Raw genomic sequence first — 21,786 nt, 5'->3', positions numbered from 1 at the left:
AATCAAAGATTTCGGACTTACCGCCATTTTTGCTTTGCTCTTTTTACGGGCTTAGTATTTTATATAGTTGGAGAAGAGATGAAAAAGATAAGTTATGGATTGCTGCTGTTGTTTGTTTCTCTGGGATTGGTGGCCTGTATCCCCCTTCCAAGATCTAAACAGCATGTTAGTCAAAGAAGCACTTCAAGTATGACAGCAACAGAAGAAATAAGCACAACGACTGAGCAAACGACAACTGAGGCAGTTGAGACGACTGATAAATACAAATACACTCAAGAGTCAAACGGCATTGAGCAGGATGTTTTAGTCAGCTTAACATATAAGGGGTCAGAGTATCAAACGATTAAAATAGATATGACTCACACCTTTCCCGAAGAACAGCAGGCCCAAATGCGTGCTTTAGATCCTGCGACCGTTCAGGAAGTTTTAGAGGAGTCTTTAAGCGACGATTCCGGAATGTCAGATTTAATGACCATCGAAGGTGTCTCGGTTACAGGTTCACTTACAGCTGATTATAAATGGCTTGTGAGTATTGTTATTGATATGCAAAAGGCTGATTTTGAACGTTTGGCACAAGTAGAAGGGTTTGCAATGGATTTCTCTGATATTAAAGACATGTCCCCGCGGTTATTTGGCCTAAGTTTGATAATTTACGGTTTTGAAGAAGTTAAAGAATAGGCAGATGGTGTAAAAAACCGCTAGTCGTATTTTTCTGTTAAGGACTTTACAGCATCAGAGCGCTAAGTTTACTACTTTAATAGACAGGAAGTGAATAAGACTTTCTGTTTTTTAATTATAATAGTAAGCAGCATAGATGAGAGCAGTTTTACTTATTGCTGCAAAGTGTTTCATCTAAGAAATCTCCCGTTTTTTGTGCTATAATAATCCAAAAAGCTGAATACAGCGGCCTAAAGTTACTGGGAAAACTAGTCAGGCCGAGTGCTGATTTCATCAGTATCCGGCCGTAGACGTCTGAAGGCTTTGTATTTTTTAAAGAGGAGGATGGAAAGATGAAAGTATTTGTTGTCGGAGCAAATGGACGGGTTGCTGAACGTTTGCTGAAAGATTTGACTGAAAAAGGCCATGAGGTTTTTGCCGGAGCTCGTTCACCTGAAAAAGTACTTCAAGGTGAAAACATCCACCCTGTTTCATTTGATTTACACGATGAAGTAGAGGCTTTAAGTCAAAAATTAAAGGGAATGGATGCTGTCTATTTTACAGCCGGATCCAGAGGAAAGGACTTGTTGCAGACAGATGCTTTCGGAGCTGTTAAGGTTATGCAGGCTTCGGAAAAAGCAGGTATTAAGCGCTTTATCATGCTAAGTTCTATTTTGTCTACAGAACCTGAAAAATGGCAGGCAGCAGGTATTGACCGTTTGAAAAACTATATTATTGCTAAATTTTTTGCTGATGAGTGGCTGATTCATAACACCCAACTGGATTATACGATTTTACAGCCGGGCAATCTTGTTGAAACTGAGGACGGCAGCGGTTTAGTTGATTTCACAGCAGCTGCTATGGGACAGAATTCTATCCCTAATGTTGCCAAAGTTCTAGCAGAGCTGTTAGACCAGCCTAATACCTTTAAAAAAGTTATTCCTATGGCAGATGGCCAAACGCCGATTGCACAGGCTATAGCCGAACTGTGACACCATGAAAGGGGTAATGAAAAAATGGATGAACTGAAGAAAGTTTTACTTGCCGGTATCGGTTTGACATCGATGACACTTGAAAAGGCAGATGGCTTTGTTAAAGACTTAGTAGCTAAAGGGCGTTTGACAGTTGAAGAAGGCAGGGAATTGCAGAGTGAACTGAAACGCAAAAGCCAAGCAGAAGCAAAGGAAGTTCTTGAGAAATTTGATCAGCAAAAGCAGCAGGTCCAGTATGCCAGCAAGGAAGATGTTGCACGTCTTGAAGGGAAACTAGATGCACTGCTGAAACGGTTTGAAAAAGAAGACTGAACTCTAGCAGTTTGTTTCTTATGAATTGAACACGGGCTAAACGCTGCGGGAAAAAGATAGCCTGACCTCGAATCTTTCTGGATTCATCGGTCAGTCTCCTATTTTCCTTTTGCGTTCTTAACGCCCTTTGTATCTTGATGGAATTGAACACGCCCTAAACGCTGCGGGAAAAAGATATGGCTAAGTTTAGAATTGATTTCAAGTTAGCTAGCTGTAGACGTCTGAAGGCTTTGTCGTCCTGCGGCCGACCGCACCCTTCTAGTCGTCTTGGCAGAGGTGCGCCTACGAAATCAAAGATTTCTGGCTTACCGTCATTTTTGCTGTGAGCTTTAAACGGGCTTTGTATCTTGTGAATTGAACACGGCCTAAGAGCTGTGCAAAAAAGATAGCCTGTCCTAGAGCTTAGCAGCTCTTCGTCCAGTCTCCTATTTTTGCTTTGCTCTTTAAACGGCCTTTGTATCTTATTGATTGAACACGGCCTAAGAGCTGTGCAAAAAAGATAGCCTGTCCTAGAGCTTAGCAGCTCTTCGTCCAGTCTCCTATTTTTGTTTTGCTCTTTAAACGGCCTTTGTATCTTATATAAAGGGAAATGGGATGGCGAATAAGCGTTTGCGGGAAATTGTCAGGGCGTTTTCTGCTGTCGGTCTGACAGGTTTAAAAGAAAGGCGCAAAAGTTTTGATGAACAGACAGTACCGCAAAAATTACGGCTGGCTTTTGAAGAATTAGGACCAAGTTTTGTTAAAATCGGGCAAATTTTGTCGACACGCAGCGATTTACTGCCTGAGCCCTACATTAAAGAACTCAGCAAGCTGCAAGATTCTGTTTTGCCGCTGCCTGCAAATCTGGCACTGCAGGCTATTGAGGCAGAATTAGGGCAGCCTGTCGGCCATGTCTTTCGCACAGTCGCACAGGAGCCGCTGGCCAGTGCTTCAGTCGCTCAGACACATCGGGCTGTTTTTCTGTCAGGGCAGGAGGCTGTTATTAAGATTCAGCGCCCCCATCTGGCAGAGATTATTAGTGAAGATATTGCTATTTTGCTGCGTCTGTCCAAAAGAATCCCCAAGCACTTTCTGCCTTCAATTGATTTAAGGGAGGTTTTGCTGCAGCTGAAAGAAAGCTTGGCTGATGAAATTGATTTTCGCCAAGAAGCACAGGCCATGCTGGATTTTGCTGAGAAAAATCAGGCTGTTAAATGTCTGGCTGTTCCGCAGGTTTTTACTGATTTCACGACTCGGCATATGATTGTCGAGGAGTATATTCCTGGGATTCCGATTAATCGCTATGATGAATTGATTAAGGAGGGCTATGACTTAGAAGATATCGGCAGAAAGCTGATGCTGAGCTTTATTAAACAGGTTTTTAAAGACGGCTATTTTCACGGTGATCCGCATCCAGGGAATCTTCTTATCCATAATAATAAAATTTATTTTATTGACTTTGGTATCATGGGGCATCTTCAGGATGATATGCGGGCATCCCTTAATGATGTTCTTTACAGTTTTACAACACAGGATGTTGATGGCATGGCTAAGGCTGTTTTAACTGTCACACAAGCTGACAGCAGCTTGATCGATAAAGCAGGTTTTGCACAGGACATCGAGCAAATGTTGGCCAAATACGCTAATTTGGATTTGGGAAATCTATTTATTGCAGATTTGCTGTCGGACTTGCTCAATGTTTCACAGCGCAATCACCTTAAAGCTCCGCCGCAGATTACGGTTTTGGGCAAGGCTGTCCTCCAGATTGAAGGGATTTTTCGAGAATTAGCTCCTGATGTGAATCTGATGACTTTGGCCAAACATTATTTTATTGAGAATATGGGAGATGAGGTACTGACTCAGTTTCTTAACCGGGAAAGTCTGCTTATTGAGCTGTTTTATCTTTTGAAAAAAGGGAAATCTGTCCCCAGAAAAATCAATGAACTTTCTGAAAAGCTTCTTAACGGTCAGCTGCTTATAAATCATGATATCCATGATTATAACAAGAGGATAAGAACTCTGCAGGGGCTTGCTAATCGCTTTATTGTAGCCTTTATCTTTGGGATGCTGCTATTGTCCGCCAGTGTCTTGTCTTTTAATCCCCTATTTCCTTTTTTGACAAAACTACTTTTCATTTTAGCTGGTCTCACTTTCATTTATCTCATTTTTTTAATGGTAAACAGCCGGTACAGGTAGATCATAAAAGGAATATTTAAGAAGTAAAAAATAACCAAAGCGCACAGAACTCCTCCCTGCTGTTCTGTGCGCTTTTTTAAAACCCCTGAAACAAACGAATATTACCAAGTGGTTAACAGTATAGATGAGACAACTCAGGCCTTAGCTGTAGCCCCGGTTTATTCAGATGGCCAAGTAGACTACAGCCAAACGGCTATCGTTGTGGCAGGGGCCTAAAAATGCTGACAAATGGCACTTGTTTTTTCAGTAACACTATGCTATACTAATGGAAATTAAAACGAATTACTGAAGTTGTCTACAGGGAACAAGGAGCAGGCTATGGCTAAAAAGAAAAGGTTAAGCAGACCGGCAAAGATTTTCTGGGGACTGCTGGCTGCGGTTCTCATCGCTATCACAGGAATTTGGGGGTATAATCGCTATATGGAAAAGAAAAAGGTTGACCAGCTTTATCAGCACGGCTTTCAGTTGCTGGAGGAACAGATTGCCACTTACATCAAAGAGAATTATTCCGGTGTCAGTAAAATCGAGTTCTCACCGATTTATATAGACGGTGATGGAAAATTTACGATGAGAACGGCCTATGTTATTCCTATTATTTATGACAATTATGGAAATAAAGCAAAACTTGGTGGACGTGTTGAAAATACTAATAGGGTATATGCTAAACATGGTTTACTTAATGGGATTTCGTCACTTGACTTTGATATTAATGGTAATTGGATTATCTATCTAGATAATTCAGCTAATGGGAATCAGATTGATGTGTCTAAGTATGACCATTTACCTGCTAAAGCAAAACTTTCCACGAATGATTTCATAGATGATAATATAACTAGCTTAGTACAAGCTAACCATTTGAAAGGAGTATTTGCAAGTAAAGACGGTAGTTCTAATACACTTATCAGATATAATACAGAAATAAGATGGGGGAAATAATCAATGGCATTGACAGATCAAAATCTTCAGGAGTTACAAAATGGACTAAAAGATAATTTAGAAAAAGAGAGATTATCCCCAGTGGTGATACTTTTATAACTAAGGATAAAAAAACTTATCAAGTCGTTAACAGTGTCAACGATACTACTCAAGCCTTAGCTGTAGCTCCGGTTTATTCAGATGGTCAAGTAGATTACAGCCAAACGGCTATCGTTGTGGCAGGGACCCAGCCCGGTTTTAATGAATCGACCAAAAATGCTGGCAAAGGTCACTTGCTTTTTTGAAACTGCTATGCTATACTGATAAAAATTAAAACGAATGAATAGTGTTGTCTCAAAAAATAAGGAGTAAACTATGGCTAAAAAGAAAAGGTTAAGCAGACCGGCAAAAGTGTTTTGGGGACTGCTGGCTGTGGTTCTCATCGCTATCACAGGAATTTGGGGGTATAATCGTTATATGCAAAAGAAAAAGGTTGAACAGCTTTACCAGCACGGCTTTCAGTTGCTGGAGGAACAGATTGCCACTTATATTAAAGAGAACTATTCCGGTGTCAGTAAAATCGAGTTCTCACCAATTTATATAGACGGTGATGGAAAATTTACGATGTTTAGAATGCATGTTGTTCCTAAGATTTATGATAGCGAGGGAAACCATGCCTTATTGGGAAGTACAATAGGGAATACAAGTTATACAAGTTATGGGCTAAATAGTGGAGTCATTCTTGATTTTGATATTAGTGGTAATGAAATAATCTACCTAGAAGATTTTGATAACGATAAAGAAATAGAAGTTTCTAATGATACCCACTTGCCTGATAAAGCAAAACTTCTTTCAAGTAGCAGTATTGATGAGAATATCCAAGCATTAATCAATGATGGACAGTTAAAAGGAATAGAAAAAGGAGAAATTGGTAGTTCCCAAGCAGAAGTAAAATACAATATAGAAATTAAAAAAGGAGATTATACAACATGGCATTAAGTGATAAAAATCTTCAAGATATTCAAGGTATTGTTAAAGACCAAGCAAATAAGGCAGAGGGCAGTTTTGTTAAAGCAAAAGGAAAAAAATATCAGGTCGTTAACAGTGTCAACGATACTACTCAAGCTTTAGCTGTAGCTCCGGTTTATTCAGATGGCCAAGTAGACTACAGCCAAACGGCTATCGTTGTGGCAGGGACCCAGCCCGGTCTTAATGAATCGACCAAAAATGCTGTCGAGGCCAGCGGGGTTTTCGGCCTGACCGACGGGCAGCTGACTGCCCAGACCGAAGCCATTGACCAGTTTTATCAGGAGACGGTGAAAAAGCTGGAAGTGCATAAGGGCACAGTCTCCAACATGTCCGGTTTCAGCCAGTCCGGCCCTGGTGTGGCTAAAGTCGGCGCCAAATACCAAGTGCCAAAGATTACCAACTTCACAGACTGGGCGGCAGCCCAAGCGGTAAAGAGCGGTGCCTTTTCTAACAGTGAGCTGGCTTATCTGAAAGACCATGCGACAGTTTATTCGGATTCCGGAAAAGATTTGACCTACCTTGATGGCGGCAAAGGTGAGATTCCTTATGGGAAGGTAGTGGTTGTTGAGGGGACACAGGGCCTCAACGATCCCATCGGCGACCACAATCCAAAGTTCTTTCACATAAAAGGAGATGAGCTGGACATTGACTACTATGTGAAGAAGGGCCAGTTTGCTTCCGGCATGACCAAGGAGCAGGTGATAAAGGTGGCCAGAAAGAAGGCTAGAGAAGCCGCGAAAAACTGGGATATTAAAGACCCCAGCACTTGGTTTAACAGCACTGATTACCGGTTTTATCTGCTGAGATATGTTATGACCTACGGCGACTTTGCGGCTGGACCAAGCCAGACTGAGTTGCTGAGCTCTTACAAGAAGACGGTTAAGGAGCTGAGAAGTCAGCTGAAAACAGCGACAGGGTCTAAGAGAGTCAGCTTGCGGGTGGAGCTGTTGCGAGCAGTTGCTGAGAAAGCCAGGCTGCAGGCCGAGCTTAAAGTTCAAGAGATTAAAGATGAGATTGCTCAGGCAAAAGAAGCTCTGCAAGCTGACATCACGGCGACGCATCAGGCTATGTACCAAATAGCAGAAGAACTGACGGACAGTGAGGTGGCCGAACTGCTGAGTCCTTACACCATGGAGAATTTATGGGACAGTCAGGCAGAGGCCCAAAATCTGGCCGAAGCTGATGCCTACCAGAACAGGATGATGGCTTTTGCGGATAAGCTGGATGCAGCAGCTGATAACTTAACAGCGGCGGATCAGGAAGGGGCAGCTTTGTTTTCGACTAACAACAAGTAGGCAGATGGTGCATAAAGGGCATTGTAACTGAAGCATAGAAAGTGGGAATCTTATGGGAGTAACGGCTGATTTAGACACGCTTGTCCAAGCGGCCAAGGAGACTAAGAAAGCGCAGGAGCGTTTGGCCATTCAGGGGGCTTTGTTGGCAAAGCAAGGCGATTGGGAGAGCCAATCGTTTGATTTACAGAGCCGCTTAGAGACGAAAGCTTCTGAACTGCAGACTTTAGCACAGGGGACGATAGCTACTGAGCTGGCGGATTGTTTTACGGGTCAGGCAGCCGACAGTGCAGCGGCCTATCTGGCCGAATGGCCTCAGGCAGACTTTAGCAGCTTGATACGGGCTTAAAAGGGGAGGAAGAGATGATAGATAAAGAAGAGCAATTGACACAGGAGCATTCGGAGCGGGTCAAAGCCATAGACGAAGCTGTTTGGCGCTGCGAGGATATGCAGCAGGAGGCCTCTAAGCGGACAGAGACTTTGACTAACTGGCTGCTTGAGCAATGCCGTGATCTGCCTGAGGCTATGCCCAGCCAGACGATAGGGGCCTTAGAAGATGAGCGTGACCAGTTGCTGCGTAAGATTCGTCAGAAAGAAGATGAGTTAGAGGAGGCTAGAACAAAAGAGACCACTGCCTACAATCAGGCTGTAGAGGAGCTGCAGGAGCAGCAGAAAAAGGAGCGCCGGCAGGCTGAAGCGTTAAGTATGCTCAAGCGGCGCCTGGATCTGAGTATCGCTCATGTAGCCTTTCTTGGGTTACAGTCTGATAAGAGCAAGGGGCGTTTTCGCTGTGAGAGCTGCCGCTATGAGTGGGAAGCTGAGCTGTCATCTGTGACGGGCCGGAAGAGCTGCCAGAAGTGCGGGATTTCCTTTGAGAAATAAGAGGAGAAGAAGCGGCTGAAGCTGCTTTTTTTGCTTCTTTTCTGTGAGGAAATTTTTTAACAGCTGTTTTTACCGCAAAACAGCAGAAATATGCTATAATGAGTTGATTATTCTATTAGACATAAGGAACATGAAAATGAACAATTATGCAATTATTTTAGCAGCGGGAAAAGGAACCCGCATGAAGTCCGACCTTCCTAAAGTTCTGCACAAAGTAGCAGGACTGACGATGCTGGAGCACGTTTTTGCCAGTGTCGGAGCAATTAACCCTGCCAAAACAGTCACTGTTATTGGTCACAAGGCAGAATTGGTTGAGGAAGTTGCTGCTGAAAAATCAGCCTTTGCTCTGCAAAAGGAACAATTAGGGACTGGTCATGCTGTCATGATGGCAGCGGAAGCTCTGGAAGGTCTTAAGGGACAAACCTTGATTATTGCCGGCGATACACCATTAATTACAGGTGAAAGTCTGAAAAATCTGCTGGATTACCATCGACGGCATAAAAATGTCGCCACTATTCTAACGGCTATGGCTGATGATCCTTTTGGTTATGGCCGTATTATCCGCAATAACCGCAGCGAAGTGACAAAAATTGTTGAACAAAAAGATGCTTCAGACTTTGAACAGCAGGTCAGGGAAATTAACACAGGGACCTATGTTTTTGATAATCAGCGCTTATTTGCGGCTTTAAAGGAACTTAACACTGATAATGCGCAGGGAGAATACTATCTGACAGATCTTATTTCTATTTTCCGCGACAATGAAGAAAAAGTAGGTGCCTATACTTTGGCAGATTTTGCTGAGAGCCTCGGTGTCAATGACCGTTTTGCTTTAGCAACGGCCGAAAAAGTTATGCGCCAGCGTATTAATAAAAGGCATATGCTCAATGGGGTAACTTTTTCTGACCCAGATACTGCTTATATTGACAGCGAAGTTGAGATTGCAGGAGATGTCCTCATTGAAGGCAATGTTTCTCTCAAAGGTAAGACTAAGGTTGGTCAAGGTTCTCTGATAACCAACGGCAGCTATATTGTTAACAGTACTATCGGACAGCAGACCGTCATCACACAATCAATGATAGAAGAATCAAGTCTTGCTGATCAGGTAACTGTAGGGCCTTATGCCCATATACGACCAGGTTCACACATCGCTCAGGGGGCACATATTGGTAATTTTGTCGAAGTTAAGGCAGCACAAATCGGTGAAGAAACCAAAGCTGGACACCTGACTTATATCGGCAATGCCTCTGTTGGAAAGAATGTTAATTTTGGGGCCGGTACGATTATAGCTAATTATGATGGCAAGGATAAATACCAAACAACTATTGGTAATAATGTTTTTATCGGCAGCAACTCTACTTTGATTGCTCCGGTCAGTTTGGGTGACAATGCCTTGACTGCAGCCGGATCCGCAATTAATGAAGACGTGCCGGCTGACAGTATTGCAATCGCCAGAAACCGTCAAGTCAATAAGGACGGCTATGCGACAGCGAAGCCCCATCATCCCAACAATCAAAAAAGGCAGCAGTGATTTTTTAAAGAGTAAAAGCATTTATACCTCAGGTTAAAGAAGAGCTGCTGCCCTTGTGGCAAGTAATAGATTTAGGGTTTTATGGCGGCAGGAATGCAGCGCATTAAGACCCTGTTTTTGTTTTTGGCTGCCGCAATCGTCTTTATTGCGACGTGTTTTGTTTGGCAGCTATCGGTAGAGGAAAGATTTTGAAATAGCTGCAAAGGAGCTCTTTGCCTGAACTTCGTAAAAAAGCCCTTTTAACGGGCTTTGTATCTTGTTGAATTGAACACGCCCTAAAATCCTAGTGAAAAAGATGGCTGTCAGCGTGATGCCATCAGCATCACTTGCCATCCCCTATTTTCATACGGATTTTTAAACGGGCTTTGTATCTTGTTAAATTGAACACGGGCTAAACGCTGCGGGAAAAAGATAGCCTGACCTCGAATCTTTCTGGATTCATCGGTCAGTCTCCTATTTTCCTTTTAAAAGCCGCCCGCACCCTTCTAGCCGTCTTGGCAGAGGTGCGTCTGCGAAATCAAAGATTTCGGACTTACCGTCATTTTCCTTTTACGTTCTTAACGCCCGTTGTATCTTGTTAATTGAATATGGGCTAAGCTCTTTGTATCTTCTTGGAGGGGTTGTTATTATGAGTGATACAGCGCTACGGAAACGGTTGCTGGCTATAGATGGCAAAGGTTATGGCGCGTATAAAAGTTTGGCTGGCAGTTATGACTGTCCAGTTTACCGTCTCTTCATTGATCATGTTCAGGCGGATCCTTATGCGCCGCCATCAAAACTGCGTCTTTTGCTTAGGCGGTCAGCTGCTGGTCTGCCGGATAACTTACTGTCTTCCCACAACAAGCGCCGGGCAGTCAGTGATTTTTTAAATCGTTCATTTGCACAGGCGGTTAGGGCGCACAGCAAGGATATTAAGGCAGTCGGCGGTAAGGGGGATATTGCAGTTGACGCTTGTGGGCAGGAAATATTGGATAAAACTGCTGTCTTGATTCACCCCCATAGTCTGGAAGTTCGGTTCACGGTTAATTTACCGGCTGCAGGGCGGAGAATTATGGGGGTTGCTGCTGATAAATTGCTGAATGCTGTTCTTCCGCAGATTGTTAAACAGTCTCTCTTTTATCAAAATATTGATCAAAAAGGCCTGCAGGGACAGGTTCGCTTATTTTTAGATCAGCTTTATATTCGTGAGGAACTGCGAAAAAGGGATTTAGTCGCTTTTATCGGCAATGGTTCACTTCTGGCCAGAGCCAGTGGTGTCTCTGATTTGCCGCTGAAATCAGCGGTTCCCTTTAAAAGTCCTGAAAGCAGGGAAGTCACTCTTCGTCTGCCCAGCGGTAAAGTTATCAGCGGCATGGGTATTGGTCCCGGAGTCAGCCTGATTGTTGGAGGCGGCTACCACGGGAAATCCACTCTTTTAAATGCTCTGGAGAGAGGAATTTACTCCCATATTGCAGGTGATGGCAGGGAATACGTGATTACCAGAAGCGATGCTGTTAAGATTAGATCAGAAGACGGACGCAGTATTGTCAAGGTCAATATCAGTCCATTTATTAATAATCTTCCTGCTAAGCAAGATACCACTGCGTTTTCTACAGAAAATGCCAGCGGTTCAACTTCGCAGGCAGCTAATGTCATCGAAGCTTTAGAAAGCGGAAGCTCCCTTTTGCTCATCGATGAAGATACATCGGCTACTAATTTTATGATTCGTGACCGGCGTATGCAGGAACTGGTCGCAAAAGAGAAAGAGCCGATCACACCTTTTGTAGAGCAGGCTGAAGCTCTTCACAGAGAGCTTGGGATTTCTGTTATTCTTGTAGTTGGCGGTTCCGGAGCCTACTTCGATGTGGCTGACAGGGTTCTTTTGATGGATAATTATCTTACCTACGATGTAACTAGTCAGGCAAAAGCGATAGCTCAAAAAGACCGCTATCATAGAGTAATGCCTGCTAAACAGTCCTTAGCGGCAAGAAACAAGCGGGTTTTGCTGAAATCAAGTTTTGCAAATAAAGATAAAGAAGACCGCTTTAAAGCTAAGGGCCTGCATACGCTGGTTTACGGACGGGAGACTATTGATCTTTCCGGCTTAGAGCAGCTTGTTACTCCCTCTCAGGTAAACTGTCTGGCTTTGATGCTGAAATTTGCTAAGGACAATCTTTTAGATGATAGTTGTTCACTGCAGGAAATAGCCGATAAGCTCTATGCCTTTATACAAGAAGAAGGACTGGCAGCTCTCGCCTCTGCACCTTCTTATCCAGGGGATTTAGCTTTGCCGCGAAAGCAGGAATTCTGTGCTGCCCTTAACCGCTTCCGCAGCTTAAAAGCGGAAATAAAGTAACTGTTTGCCAGGATTAACCTCTTAATAAAATCGGTCAAGAATTTTAAAGTCAGCTAAGATTCGGCCGATTTTTGTTTTACTACAGAAAATGGCATTTCTGTCTGAATTGTAGTACAATTGGAGTAACAGAATTTTAAATTTATTTCTTTGGGATAAGGATAAAAATATGGATTTTGAAGAAAAAACACTGAAGCGCCGAGAGGTTTTTAAAGGCCGTATTTTTGAAGTGGCTGTTGATGATGTTGAACTGCCTAATAATCTGGGACAGGCTAAACGTGAATTGATTTTTCACAGAGGAGCTGTTGCCGTTTTGGCTGTCACTCCTGATAATAAGCTCATCATCATTAAGCAATACCGTAAAGCCATTGAGAAGGTCTCTTATGAAATTCCGGCTGGCAAACTGGAAGTCGGTGAAAACGGTTCTGAATATCAGGCAGCTCTTCGTGAACTGGAAGAAGAAACAGGTTACAGCGGTGATTTACAGCAGATTTATGAGTTTTATACTGCTATCGGTTTTTGCAATGAGAAAATTAAACTTTATTTAGCGACCAATCTCACAAAAGTACCCCAGCCGCGGCCGCAGGATGCTGATGAGGTGCTTGAACGATTCGAGCTCACCTATGAAGAATGTCTGGATTTGATTCGGTCAGGCAAGATTGAGGATGCTAAGACAATTATAGCGCTTCAGTACTTTGCCTTGCATGTTAAAGGAGGGCAGTAAATGGGCAAACCACTTTTGACTGATGAAATTATTGAAGCAGCTAACCGCGATCGCAGGCTGTCTGAGGACAGCGCAGATGATTTCGCAACAAAAGTTCTGGATAAACAGCTTATTAAAGACGACCTGCTGCAGGAACGCCGGGAAGAGCGGATTGTTAAAAGCCGCCGGATTGAAAATGCCAAGCGCGGTGAATTTCAGTCGAAATTAAATAAAATTTTTATTGTCCTTGTGATTCTGCTGGCTATTCTGATTTATGCCGTCTTTTATTTATAAGTTAAACACGCTTGTTTTGGGTAGGAAAATATGAAAATTGGAATTATAGCTGCCATGGAGCAGGAACTGAGACTTTTGCTGGAGCAGCTGCAGGAAAGCACTGAACAGCTAGTTTTTGGTAAAACCTATTATACAGGAAAAATCGGCGGGCATGATCTTGTCTTAGTTCAATCAGGTGTCGGTAAGGTGATGTCAGCCATGAGTGTAGCTGTTTTGACTGATCGCTTCTCGGTTGATGCCGTGATTAATACAGGGTCAGCTGGTGCAGCTTCTCCTGATTTGGCAATCGGCGATATTGTTATAGCAGATAAGCTGGCCTATCACGATGTTGATTTGACGGCTTTTGGCTACAATTATGGTGAGATGTCCGGTCAGCCGCTTTATTTTAAGTCTGACCCGCACTTTATCCAAGTTTTTAAAGGTCTGCTGGAGGAAAGAGCTTTGCCTGCCGAGATCGGTCTCATTGTGACCGGAGACAGTTTCATTGCGGGACGGGACAAAATTGCGGCTATTATGGAGCACTTCCCTCAAGCTTTAGCTGTTGAAATGGAGGGGGCAGCAGTGGCGCAGGCTGCTCACGCTGCAGACAAGCCTTTTATTGTCATCCGCGCTATGAGCGACACAGCCAGCCATGATGCTGACATAACTTTTAATGAATTTGTCCTTGAAGCCGGACGCCAATCAGCTCAGCTCTTGCTGGACTTTTTAGAGCGTCTTGGATAGGCGTTTTCTGTTCTGCGACCATTTTATCTGCCAGTAAAAATTCTTAAATAAAGGGGAACATCTTATGATTGCTTACAATCAAAGGATGTTCCCCTTTTTTTGACTACAAGAAAGATTAAAAGCTGAATCTTCTATTTCTGCAACTTTGCCGCTTTTTCAACATAGAGGCTTGCAGCGATGTTTTCAGGAAGTGTCAGCTCATGCTCTGCATAGGTAATAGTATAGGTTTTAGCATAGTCATCAATCTGCGTGATTTCGATGTTCTGCCCCAGCACCAATTGATGTTTAGCCAGATAGTCAAGCAAGAGGAAATCATCATGAATACGTCTGACACAATAGAACCCTGGTTGCTTGACCTGCTTGAGTGGCAAGTGGTAAATTTCTTTGAGCTGTTCACCTTTTTTAGGAATAGTTCCGCCGTGAGGACAAAAACGAGGATAATTGAGCATTCTGTCCAAGCGCTCAACAAAAGCAGCTGAAACGGTATGTTCCAAGACTTCCGCTTCTTGATGAATTTCATCAATGGCATAATGGAGATAATCTACCAAAAAGACCTCAATCAAGCGGTGTTTGCGGTAGAGTTCTGAAACTAAAGGCAGCCCCTTTTTGGTCAGACGGTAGCCATGCCTTTTATCCTTATCTATCAAGTCTTCAGCAAGCATCTTTTTAATCATTTCTGAAACAGCAGGAGCTGAGACCTGCATTTTGGCGGCAATTTGCTTGTTGTTAATTTTTTGGCTGTCCTGACTGATTTCGTAAATACATTTCAGATAGTCTTCCTTATTCGGTGTCATTTTTTTCCTCTCTTTTACTGTAAAACTATTATAACAAATTTTCATTAAAACTATTGACAAAGATTATTTTTTAAGCTATCCTAAATATAAAGTTAAGCAAACCTAATTTTATAAATAAAGGAGTTTCATATGAAAAAAATAATCCCCATTATATTTAGCATGGCTATTTTCATCTTTGCCTGTTCGGCCTGCTCAACTGTAAAACAAGAATCTGATAAAGGTAAGCTTAATGTCGTCACGACCAATTCGATAATTGCAGATATGACGCAAAATATCGCAGGCGATAAGATTAATTTACACAGTATTGTCCCTATCGGAAAGGATCCGCACGAGTACGAGCCTCTGCCTGAAGATGTCCGAAAGACAGCAGAAGCCGACCTTATCTTTTATAATGGCATCAATCTTGAAACTGGCGGCAATGCCTGGTTTAAAAAATTAATTAAAAATACAGGAAAAAAAAAGAATCAAGATTACTTTGCTGTCAGTGATGGCGTTGAGCCTATCTACCTTGAAGGGAAAGGAAAGGAAGGGAAAGAAGACCCTCATGCCTGGCTCAGTCTGGGCAATGGCATGGTTTATGCCGAAAACATCAGCAAGCAATTAATTGCCAAAGATCCAGACAATGAAGCCTATTATAAAAAACGCTGCAGTCAATACTTATCCAAGCTTGAAAAGCTGGATCAGGAAGCTAAAAAAACTTTTGCTTCAATAGCTCCTGAAAAGCGTTTAGTTGTTACAAGTGAAGGCTGCCTTAAATATTTTTCACAAGCCTATGCAGTTCCATCAGCTTACATATGGGAAATTAATACAGAAGAAGAGGGAAGGCCGGATCAAATTCGCTCTTTAGTAGAAAGGCTGAAACAGCAGCCTCCTTCAGCTCTTTTTGTTGAATCCAGTGTGGATTCACGTCCTATGGAATCCGTTTCGAAAGACAGCGGTATTCCGATATATGCACAGCTTTTTACGGATTCTGTTGCTGAAAAAGGTAAAGACGGCGACAGTTATTATGCCATGATGAAATGGAATATTGATAAAATTGCCGCCGGCCTGTCGCAGTAACAGCAAATAAAAGGCTGAGAGTGGGACAAAAATCGGTAAATCGTCATTTTATGACGATTTCGATTTTCTTGTTCTTAATTAGGGAGGTCGTTATCCCTTGCTTAACAAGGGAGCTGTGAGCTTTTAAAGCCCTTTGTATCTTGTTGGAATTGAGCACGGGCTAAACGCTGCGGGAAAAAGATATGGTTAAGTTTAGACTTGATTTCAAATTAACTGGCCGTAAACGTCTGAAGGCAGACAAAAATTTCTAGCCTCCCAAATCATTACTTGTAGTATAAACAAGACGCAGTAGCCTAGCGGCATTTTAGTCGTTTTTTCAAAGCTTTAAAATGTCTGCTAGGCTTTGCGGGGGCGAGACATCGAACTTTACGGTCTGGGGTTCTGTCTCGCTCCCTAGTCGTCTTGGCAGGGGTGCGTCTGCGAAATCAGAGATTTCGGACTTACCGTCATTTTCCTTTTGCGTTTTTCACGCCCTTTGTATCTTGTGAATTGAACACGCCCTAAGAGCTGTGCAAAAAAGATAGACTGTCCTAGAGCTTAGTAGCTCTTCGTCCAGTCTCCTATTTTTGCTTTGCTCTTTTGACGGGCTTTGTATCTTGTTGGAATTGAACACGGCCTAAAATCCTAGTGAAAAAGATGTCTGTCATCGTGATGCCAGCATCACTTGCCATCCCCTATTTTCATACGGATTTTTTAACGGGCTTTGTATCTTGATGAGCTGAACACGCCCTAAGAGCTGTGCAAAAAAGATAGACTGTCCTAGAGCTTAGCAGCTCTTCGTCCAGTCTCCTATTTTTGCTTTGCTCTTTTGACGGGCTTTGTATCTTGTTGGAAGGAGCGGGATGTGATTAGAGTTAGTCATTTGACTTGTCATTATATCAGAGAGCAGTCTATTTTAGATGATATCTCTCTTACTTTGGATAAGGGGAAGATTATTGGAATTATCGGCCCTAATGGTGCAGGAAAATCTACTTTTATTAAAGCCCTTATGGGCTTAATAACCTATAGCGGGACTATTGAAGTAGCTGGTGAAGATTACCGGCAGTTAAGCGGCAAAGCTGCTTATGTTGAGCAAAGAAGCCATATTGATTTCCACTTTCCTATTACTGTTAAAGAATGTGTTCGCTTGGGAATTTATCAAGGAGGCGGGGCTTTCCCGTTTTTGCGTAAAAATAGAGGTAAATCAGTGGATGCTGTTTTGGAGGAACTGGATTTGGCTGATTATGCCAACCGTCCGCTCCATGCTCTTTCAGGCGGTCAGTTTCAGCGGGTTATGGTAGCTAGATGTTTGATTCAGGACAGAGACTATCTATTTTTGGATGAACCGTTTGCCGGCATTGACCTTGTCAGCGAGCAGATGATTATTAGTTTATTAAAAGAATTGCGGACGGCCGGTAAAACTATTATTATTGTCCATCATGATTTGAGCAAGGTCAGAGCGTATTTTGATCAACTGGTGATTTTAAAACAGAAGCTGCTGGCTTATGGTCCGGTGTCGCAGGTTTTTACAGCTGATAATTTGAGAGCTGCCTTTGGAGGAGAAGTGTTTTTTAATGAGGAGGTGTAAACGATGCTGCTGAATTTTTTTGATGGACTGCTGCATTATCATTTTTTGCAGAATGCCTTATTGACGGCAGTTGTGATCGGTGTTGTCGCAGGAGCGGTAGGGTGTTTTATCATTTTGCGCTCATTGTCTCTAATGGGTGATGCGATTTCCCATGCTGTTCTTCCTGGCGTCGCCCTTTCTTTTATATTGGGCATTCATTTTTTTGCAGGTGCCATTGTTTTTGGTCTTTTAGCATCGATTATCATTACCTTTATCAAAGAAAACAGTACAATTAAGGGAGACACGGCTATCGGGATTACTTTCAGTTCTTTTTTGGCTCTGGGTGTCATTTTGATTGGTCTGGCCAATAGCTCAACAGACCTTTTTCATATTTTGTTTGGCAATGTCTTAGCAGTACAAGATAGCGATAAGTGGCTGACTTTCTTTGTTTCGGGGTTAGTTTTAATCAGTCTGATTGTCTGTTATAAAGAGCTGCTCATCAGTTCATTTGACCCTGTTTTTGCTAAGTCCATCGGGCTGAATGTAACTTTCTACCACTATCTGTTAATGGTTCTTTTAACATTAGTTGCTGTTACAGCCATGCAAAGTGTCGGAACCATTTTAATTGTCGCCATGCTGATTACACCGGCAGCAACGGCTTATTTATATGCCAACAGCCTGAAGGCCATGATGATTTTGTCGAGCATAATTGGTGCCTTATCATCTGCTGTCGGACTTTTCCTAGGCTACACTTTTAATATTGCTGCTGGCTCGTCTATCGTTTTAACAGCTGCCGGTATTTTCTTTCTTTCCTTTCTTTTATCGCCTAAACAGCGTTTCTTAAAAACAGAGAAATAACAGTTGATTTATTCAAAATCATCTAAGTTGGTAATTTTGTATGATTTTGATTCAACTCTTAAATACTATCCCATCGGTTTTCTGAAAAGATTTCTTTTGCCAAACGGATAAAGTCACCAAAAAACTGGGATTTTTGCTCAGACTTACTTGCGACTCCATACCATAAAGGGCAATCAACGGATAAATTAACAGCAAGTAACTGATTGCTATCTTTTGTAGTTACAAAGGAAGGTATAATAGCAATTCCGATATTACCTTGAACCAAAGTATGGCTAAGGATAATTGAGTCAGTAAAATAAATAGAGGCATTGGGACACTGTTCACTTATAAGACGCTGGATAGCACTCTGCTTAGGAGGTGCCTGTAAGGCATTTATAAAAATCAGATTTTCATTAGCGAGTTCTTCTATTCGAATAGCAGTACAATGCCGTAATCGATGTTTAGGAGGAAGGAGGCAGATAAAATTTCCCTCTAATAAATTTGTAAAATGAATATTGTTAAGTTGTTCAATATCGTCTAGTGTCGTAAAGATAAAGTCACATTCCCCGTTGAGAAGCTGCTGCTGCAGAATCGTATGGCTGGAATTGCTAAGGTAAAGCTGAGTAGCTGAATATTCTTTTTTTTTAACTTTTTAACTAAATGGGGTAAACACTGCATTTCTAAGACTGTACCAGTATAGCCTATAGCCAATGACGAGGAAAGGCGCTGTGAAATATTTCGGGCACGGTTAATTGCTAAATTCATATTAGCAGTGATATGCTTGCAGTCTTCATAAAAACTTTTGCCAGATTCCGTTAATCTGACATAGCGCCTCCCTCTCTGAAACAGCTGAAAACCTAATTCATCTTCTAAATTTTGGATAGCCTTACTTACAGCAGGCTGGCTGATATGTAAAGCATCTGCAGTTGTTGAAAAATTTAGAGTTTCAGCTAAATGAAGAAAGAGGTCTAATTTTTGGAAATCCATCATTTCCTCCTTATGTTAAATTGTGAGAGAATTAAGATATTCTTATGCTGCTGAAGGAGCAGTAAGGAAGGGCGGTTGTTTATGTTATATTTTTAAGCTCTGCCTGGTTTGTCCCCTTTTTAATAACTTTTTGTTATTAAGTATAACAAACTTCTATTGTAAAAGAAAACGTTTTTATGTTATCCTTTTCACATAAAATAAAAGGAGGACAAAACAATGCGTTATATTGTAACTGGAGTTGACGGACAGCTAGGCCGCCGTATCGCAGAAAATATGCTGAAGGCTGTCGCAGGGTCAGAATTAACATTCACTGCTTCAGCTCTTAATCGTTTGAAAAAAAAGCAAATAGCTGAATGGGAAAAAATAGGAGTGAGAGTTGCTGAAGCCAACTATGATAATTATGCTCAGATGACTGATGCTTTTAAAGGTGGAGACCGTATTTATATTATGTCGGGATTAGAGGTTGGCAAACGAACTAAGCAGCATCGTGATGCCATCGATGCTGCGATTGAAGCGGGTGTCAAGCATATTATTTATAATTCCTGTATCGGTGCAACAGAACCCGAGTATGAAAAGGTTTACATCACACCGGATCACACCGCAACAGAAAAGTATTTGCGAAGCCTTAGTACGATTACATGGAATACAATGCGCAATAATCTTTATCTTGAAAACTATTTGACGATGTACCCTATGCTTGCTTTTATGGCAAATAATGAATGGTACAGTACGGCTAAGGATGGAAAAGCGACTTTTGTCCATAAAGATGATGTTGCGCGTGCCGGAGCTGCTCTCTTGCTTGGTAAAGGTCAAGTGAATCGATCTTATAATATTTGCGGTTCAGAACATATTTCGGTGCATGAAATTTGTGATCTAGTCGCTGAAGCATCAGGACGTCCGTTAAAATATTTCGGTGTTGAACCGGAAGAATACTATCAGTACCTTGAAAAACTGCACATTCCTCGCTTAATTACCGGGGATTTTTCACAGTCACCTGTGCCCTTTTGCGGTGCAGACATTGTTACCAATGATGAAGCTGTTTTAAACGGTATGGAAGATGTTGAATCAACAGCTATCAAAGATTTGACTGGTCAAGAACCCAGGACAGCTGCCGATATAGTCAATAACTACAGCTATATCTGGGAAGAAAATATTACCAATTGGGACCAAATGCGCTGAGCGCAGCAGCAAGAGGTCGCTTCAGCTGTAAAATTTGGAATGAATGACCTTGGGCTAATTTTGACTTACGCTGTAAAAATTACTGTGACAAAAAGTATATTTTCCCTCCGCTCTCAAAAAACAGGCCAGTCTGTTCTAGTGAAATTAATCACTGGCAGACTGGCCTGTTTTAGGCTTATTTTTTAAATGAATAATCTTTGATAATTTTAATGGCAGTGATTGTCACATCTGTTTGAGGTTTATCATTGTCATCAGTAGGTGTTTGAGCGATTTTATCAACAACCGTCATTCCGTCAGTCACTTGGCCAAATACGGTATAATTCCCATCTAAACTAGGATAGCCGCCTTCTTTATAGGCATCAATGATGGCCTGCGGATACTGGTTCTCCGACAGGGAGGCCGATTGGTCTTCTGAATTGTCAACGATAAAAAATTGGCTGGTATTGGTGTCTGCCCCGCTGTTAGCCATAGCCAGAGCACCGCGGAGGTGGTAGAGATAAGGAGAGATTTCATTAGCAAAACCCTTGCCGCTGTCAATGCTGCTGTCCTTTCCTTTCCAGATAGATTCGCCGCCGCTGCCATTACCGCTTGGGTCACCTCCCTGGATGACAAAATCATCAATCACACGATGAAAAGTCAGGCCGTCATAATAACCGGACTTAGCATGTGTCAGGAAATTCTCAACAGCTAATGGTGCATAGGTAGGAAAGAGTTTAATGGTAATATCGCCCATAGATGTTTGCAGCACAACCTGTGCCTCATCAGAAGCGATTTTCTTGGAAAGCTGCGGGAAAGCAGTGCTATCGGATTTTAACGCCTTATCTAAATCTTTCTGATACCGGCTCTCGGCTGATCGGCTGGCACTGGCCGATTGACTGGAAGCGACATAGTCTTCTCCTTTAATTAAGCGGTTTAAGTCATCACAGCCGCTTAAAATGAGAAGGCAGGCAGCTATAAAAATCAAAGATAAGTAATTCTTCATAGGGACTCCTTTGCAAATCGGTGTTTCCTTCATTTTAACATAACTCAGTGACAGTTGAGCCAGATATTTGTAAGTGATTTACCGCTTCACATTTGTTTTTTATACCATTTGCCCCATTCTCTCATACTTTGGACAATCGGCTCTAAACTTAAGCCTAATTCGGTCAGAGAATATTCAACACGCGGGGGAACTTCCGGATATACTTCTCTATGGACAATACCGTTTGCTTCCATAGCCCGCAATTGCTGGGTTAAGACCTTCTGGCTGATTGGAGTCAGTGATTTTTTCAGTTCACCGAACCGTTTGGTGCCCGTCAGTAAATCACGCAGGATAAGAACTACCCATTTATTTCCGACAATTGTTAATGTTGTTTCGACAGGGCAGTCGGGTAATTGTTTTTTTACCATTATGCCTCCTAAAAAAAATAATTTTGAGAATGGTTTATTTTATTCATTTGGTACCTTAAAGTAACTAGAAAACTTAAAAGTGCGTACTTCCCAAATAGAATTCATAGGTATATTATAAAACTATAGCTTGAGAAAAACAAGCTAAATATATTTGAAAAAGG

Annotated in this window: 23 protein-coding genes; 18 read left to right on the top strand and 5 right to left on the bottom strand. The window is 42.1% G+C overall.

Features of this window, described 5'->3' with window-relative positions; translation table 11 throughout:
- Nucleotides 1–78: 78 nt before the first annotated feature.
- The 14 genes from AB3329_RS07620 to AB3329_RS07555 all read left to right on the top strand — a co-directional run bounded on the left by AB3329_RS07620 (nucleotide 79) and on the right by AB3329_RS07555 (nucleotide 13,834).
- A complete protein-coding gene (locus tag AB3329_RS07620) occupies nucleotides 79–678 on the top strand; it encodes an SP0191 family lipoprotein (RefSeq protein ID WP_368395266.1) in 600 nt (199 codons plus the stop codon).
- Between the two features lie 332 nt (nucleotides 679–1,010).
- The gene (locus AB3329_RS07615) at nucleotides 1,011–1,649 is read left to right on the top strand and encodes an SDR family oxidoreductase (RefSeq protein WP_368395264.1); all 639 of its coding nucleotides are present in this window, start codon (nucleotides 1,011–1,013) and stop codon (nucleotides 1,647–1,649) included.
- A gap of 24 nt (nucleotides 1,650–1,673) precedes the next feature.
- Complete coding sequence (locus AB3329_RS07610) at nucleotides 1,674–1,961, top strand: phasin family protein (protein ID WP_368395263.1); 288 nt, start codon at nucleotides 1,674–1,676, stop codon at nucleotides 1,959–1,961.
- A gap of 594 nt (nucleotides 1,962–2,555) precedes the next feature.
- Nucleotides 2,556–4,136: an ABC1 kinase family protein gene (locus AB3329_RS07605; RefSeq protein ID WP_368395261.1), complete on the top strand. Its 1,581-nt coding sequence runs from the start codon at nucleotides 2,556–2,558 to the stop codon at nucleotides 4,134–4,136.
- A 318-nt stretch (nucleotides 4,137–4,454) separates the two neighbouring features.
- On the top strand, nucleotides 4,455–5,072 hold the full coding sequence (locus tag AB3329_RS07600) for a hypothetical protein (protein WP_368395260.1): 618 nt from the start codon (nucleotides 4,455–4,457) through the stop codon (nucleotides 5,070–5,072).
- A 354-nt stretch (nucleotides 5,073–5,426) separates the two neighbouring features.
- Nucleotides 5,427–6,050 (top strand): hypothetical protein, encoded by a 624-nt coding sequence (locus tag AB3329_RS07595; RefSeq protein ID WP_368395259.1) that lies wholly within the window; start codon nucleotides 5,427–5,429, stop codon nucleotides 6,048–6,050.
- The gene (locus tag AB3329_RS07590; RefSeq protein ID WP_368395258.1) at nucleotides 6,041–7,375 is read left to right on the top strand and encodes a hypothetical protein; all 1,335 of its coding nucleotides are present in this window, start codon (nucleotides 6,041–6,043) and stop codon (nucleotides 7,373–7,375) included. Before AB3329_RS07595 ends, AB3329_RS07590 begins: the two co-directional genes overlap by 10 nt.
- Nucleotides 7,376–7,427: 52 nt before the next feature.
- Nucleotides 7,428–7,721 carry a hypothetical protein gene (locus AB3329_RS07585; RefSeq protein ID WP_368395257.1) on the top strand — a complete coding sequence of 98 codons (294 nt, stop codon included), beginning with the start codon at nucleotides 7,428–7,430 and terminating at the stop codon, nucleotides 7,719–7,721.
- Between the two features lie 14 nt (nucleotides 7,722–7,735).
- Complete coding sequence (locus AB3329_RS07580) at nucleotides 7,736–8,254, top strand: hypothetical protein (RefSeq protein ID WP_368395255.1); 519 nt, start codon at nucleotides 7,736–7,738, stop codon at nucleotides 8,252–8,254.
- 136 nt (nucleotides 8,255–8,390) lie between these two features.
- Entirely contained in the window at nucleotides 8,391–9,782 is a 1,392-nt protein-coding gene (gene glmU, locus AB3329_RS07575) for a bifunctional UDP-N-acetylglucosamine diphosphorylase/glucosamine-1-phosphate N-acetyltransferase GlmU (protein ID WP_368395254.1), read from the top strand.
- Nucleotides 9,783–10,410: 628 nt separating this feature from the next.
- Nucleotides 10,411–12,117 carry an ABC-ATPase domain-containing protein gene (locus AB3329_RS07570; protein ID WP_368395252.1) on the top strand — a complete coding sequence of 569 codons (1,707 nt, stop codon included), beginning with the start codon at nucleotides 10,411–10,413 and terminating at the stop codon, nucleotides 12,115–12,117.
- A 166-nt stretch (nucleotides 12,118–12,283) separates the two neighbouring features.
- Complete coding sequence (locus tag AB3329_RS07565; RefSeq protein ID WP_368395251.1) at nucleotides 12,284–12,838, top strand: NUDIX hydrolase; 555 nt, start codon at nucleotides 12,284–12,286, stop codon at nucleotides 12,836–12,838.
- On the top strand, nucleotides 12,839–13,111 hold the full coding sequence (gene macP / locus AB3329_RS07560) for a cell wall synthase accessory phosphoprotein MacP (protein ID WP_368395249.1): 273 nt from the start codon (nucleotides 12,839–12,841) through the stop codon (nucleotides 13,109–13,111).
- 30 nt (nucleotides 13,112–13,141) lie between these two features.
- Nucleotides 13,142–13,834 carry a 5'-methylthioadenosine/adenosylhomocysteine nucleosidase gene (locus AB3329_RS07555; protein WP_368395247.1) on the top strand — a complete coding sequence of 231 codons (693 nt, stop codon included), beginning with the start codon at nucleotides 13,142–13,144 and terminating at the stop codon, nucleotides 13,832–13,834.
- A gap of 131 nt (nucleotides 13,835–13,965) precedes the next feature.
- Here the strand turns inward: AB3329_RS07555 and AB3329_RS07550 are convergent, their stop codons facing one another.
- Nucleotides 13,966–14,628 (bottom strand): metal-dependent transcriptional regulator, encoded by a 663-nt coding sequence (locus AB3329_RS07550; protein ID WP_368395245.1) that lies wholly within the window; start codon nucleotides 14,626–14,628, stop codon nucleotides 13,966–13,968.
- A gap of 129 nt (nucleotides 14,629–14,757) precedes the next feature.
- Here AB3329_RS07550 and AB3329_RS07545 point away from each other — a divergent pair, with 129 nt between their 5' ends.
- From AB3329_RS07545 to AB3329_RS07535, 3 genes are all read left to right on the top strand, one after another.
- Nucleotides 14,758–15,687, top strand: a complete 930-nt coding sequence (locus tag AB3329_RS07545) for a metal ABC transporter substrate-binding lipoprotein (RefSeq protein WP_368395244.1) — start codon at nucleotides 14,758–14,760, stop codon at nucleotides 15,685–15,687.
- Nucleotides 15,688–16,531: 844 nt separating this feature from the next.
- The gene (locus AB3329_RS07540) at nucleotides 16,532–17,254 is read left to right on the top strand and encodes a metal ABC transporter ATP-binding protein (protein ID WP_368395242.1); all 723 of its coding nucleotides are present in this window, start codon (nucleotides 16,532–16,534) and stop codon (nucleotides 17,252–17,254) included.
- 3 nt (nucleotides 17,255–17,257) lie between these two features.
- Complete coding sequence (locus AB3329_RS07535; RefSeq protein ID WP_368395240.1) at nucleotides 17,258–18,091, top strand: metal ABC transporter permease subunit; 834 nt, start codon at nucleotides 17,258–17,260, stop codon at nucleotides 18,089–18,091.
- 58 nt (nucleotides 18,092–18,149) lie between these two features.
- On the opposite strand, the gene AB3329_RS07530 is transcribed toward AB3329_RS07535, so the two are convergent.
- Together AB3329_RS07530 and AB3329_RS07525 are read right to left on the bottom strand one after the other, a co-directional pair.
- Complete coding sequence (locus tag AB3329_RS07530) at nucleotides 18,150–18,659, bottom strand: LysR family transcriptional regulator substrate-binding protein (protein WP_368395289.1); 510 nt, start codon at nucleotides 18,657–18,659, stop codon at nucleotides 18,150–18,152.
- Nucleotides 18,608–19,060: a LysR family transcriptional regulator gene (locus tag AB3329_RS07525; protein WP_368395239.1), complete on the bottom strand. Its 453-nt coding sequence runs from the start codon at nucleotides 19,058–19,060 to the stop codon at nucleotides 18,608–18,610. Before AB3329_RS07525 ends, AB3329_RS07530 begins: the two co-directional genes overlap by 52 nt.
- A 213-nt stretch (nucleotides 19,061–19,273) precedes the next feature.
- Here AB3329_RS07525 and AB3329_RS07520 point away from each other — a divergent pair, with 213 nt between their 5' ends.
- Nucleotides 19,274–20,236: an NmrA family NAD(P)-binding protein gene (locus AB3329_RS07520; protein WP_368395237.1), complete on the top strand. Its 963-nt coding sequence runs from the start codon at nucleotides 19,274–19,276 to the stop codon at nucleotides 20,234–20,236.
- A 175-nt stretch (nucleotides 20,237–20,411) separates the two neighbouring features.
- Here the strand turns inward: AB3329_RS07520 and AB3329_RS07515 are convergent, their stop codons facing one another.
- On the bottom strand, nucleotides 20,412–21,218 hold the full coding sequence (locus tag AB3329_RS07515; protein ID WP_368395235.1) for a peptidylprolyl isomerase: 807 nt from the start codon (nucleotides 21,216–21,218) through the stop codon (nucleotides 20,412–20,414).
- A gap of 86 nt (nucleotides 21,219–21,304) precedes the next feature.
- Complete coding sequence (locus tag AB3329_RS07510) at nucleotides 21,305–21,625, bottom strand: winged helix-turn-helix transcriptional regulator (RefSeq protein ID WP_368395233.1); 321 nt, start codon at nucleotides 21,623–21,625, stop codon at nucleotides 21,305–21,307.
- Nucleotides 21,626–21,786 lie beyond the last annotated feature (161 nt).

This window comes from Streptococcus huangxiaojuni, assembly GCF_040930515.1.
Taxonomy (GTDB): Bacteria; Bacillota; Bacilli; order Lactobacillales; family Streptococcaceae; genus Streptococcus; species Streptococcus huangxiaojuni.
This window is presented reverse-complemented; position numbering and strand designations above follow the sequence as displayed.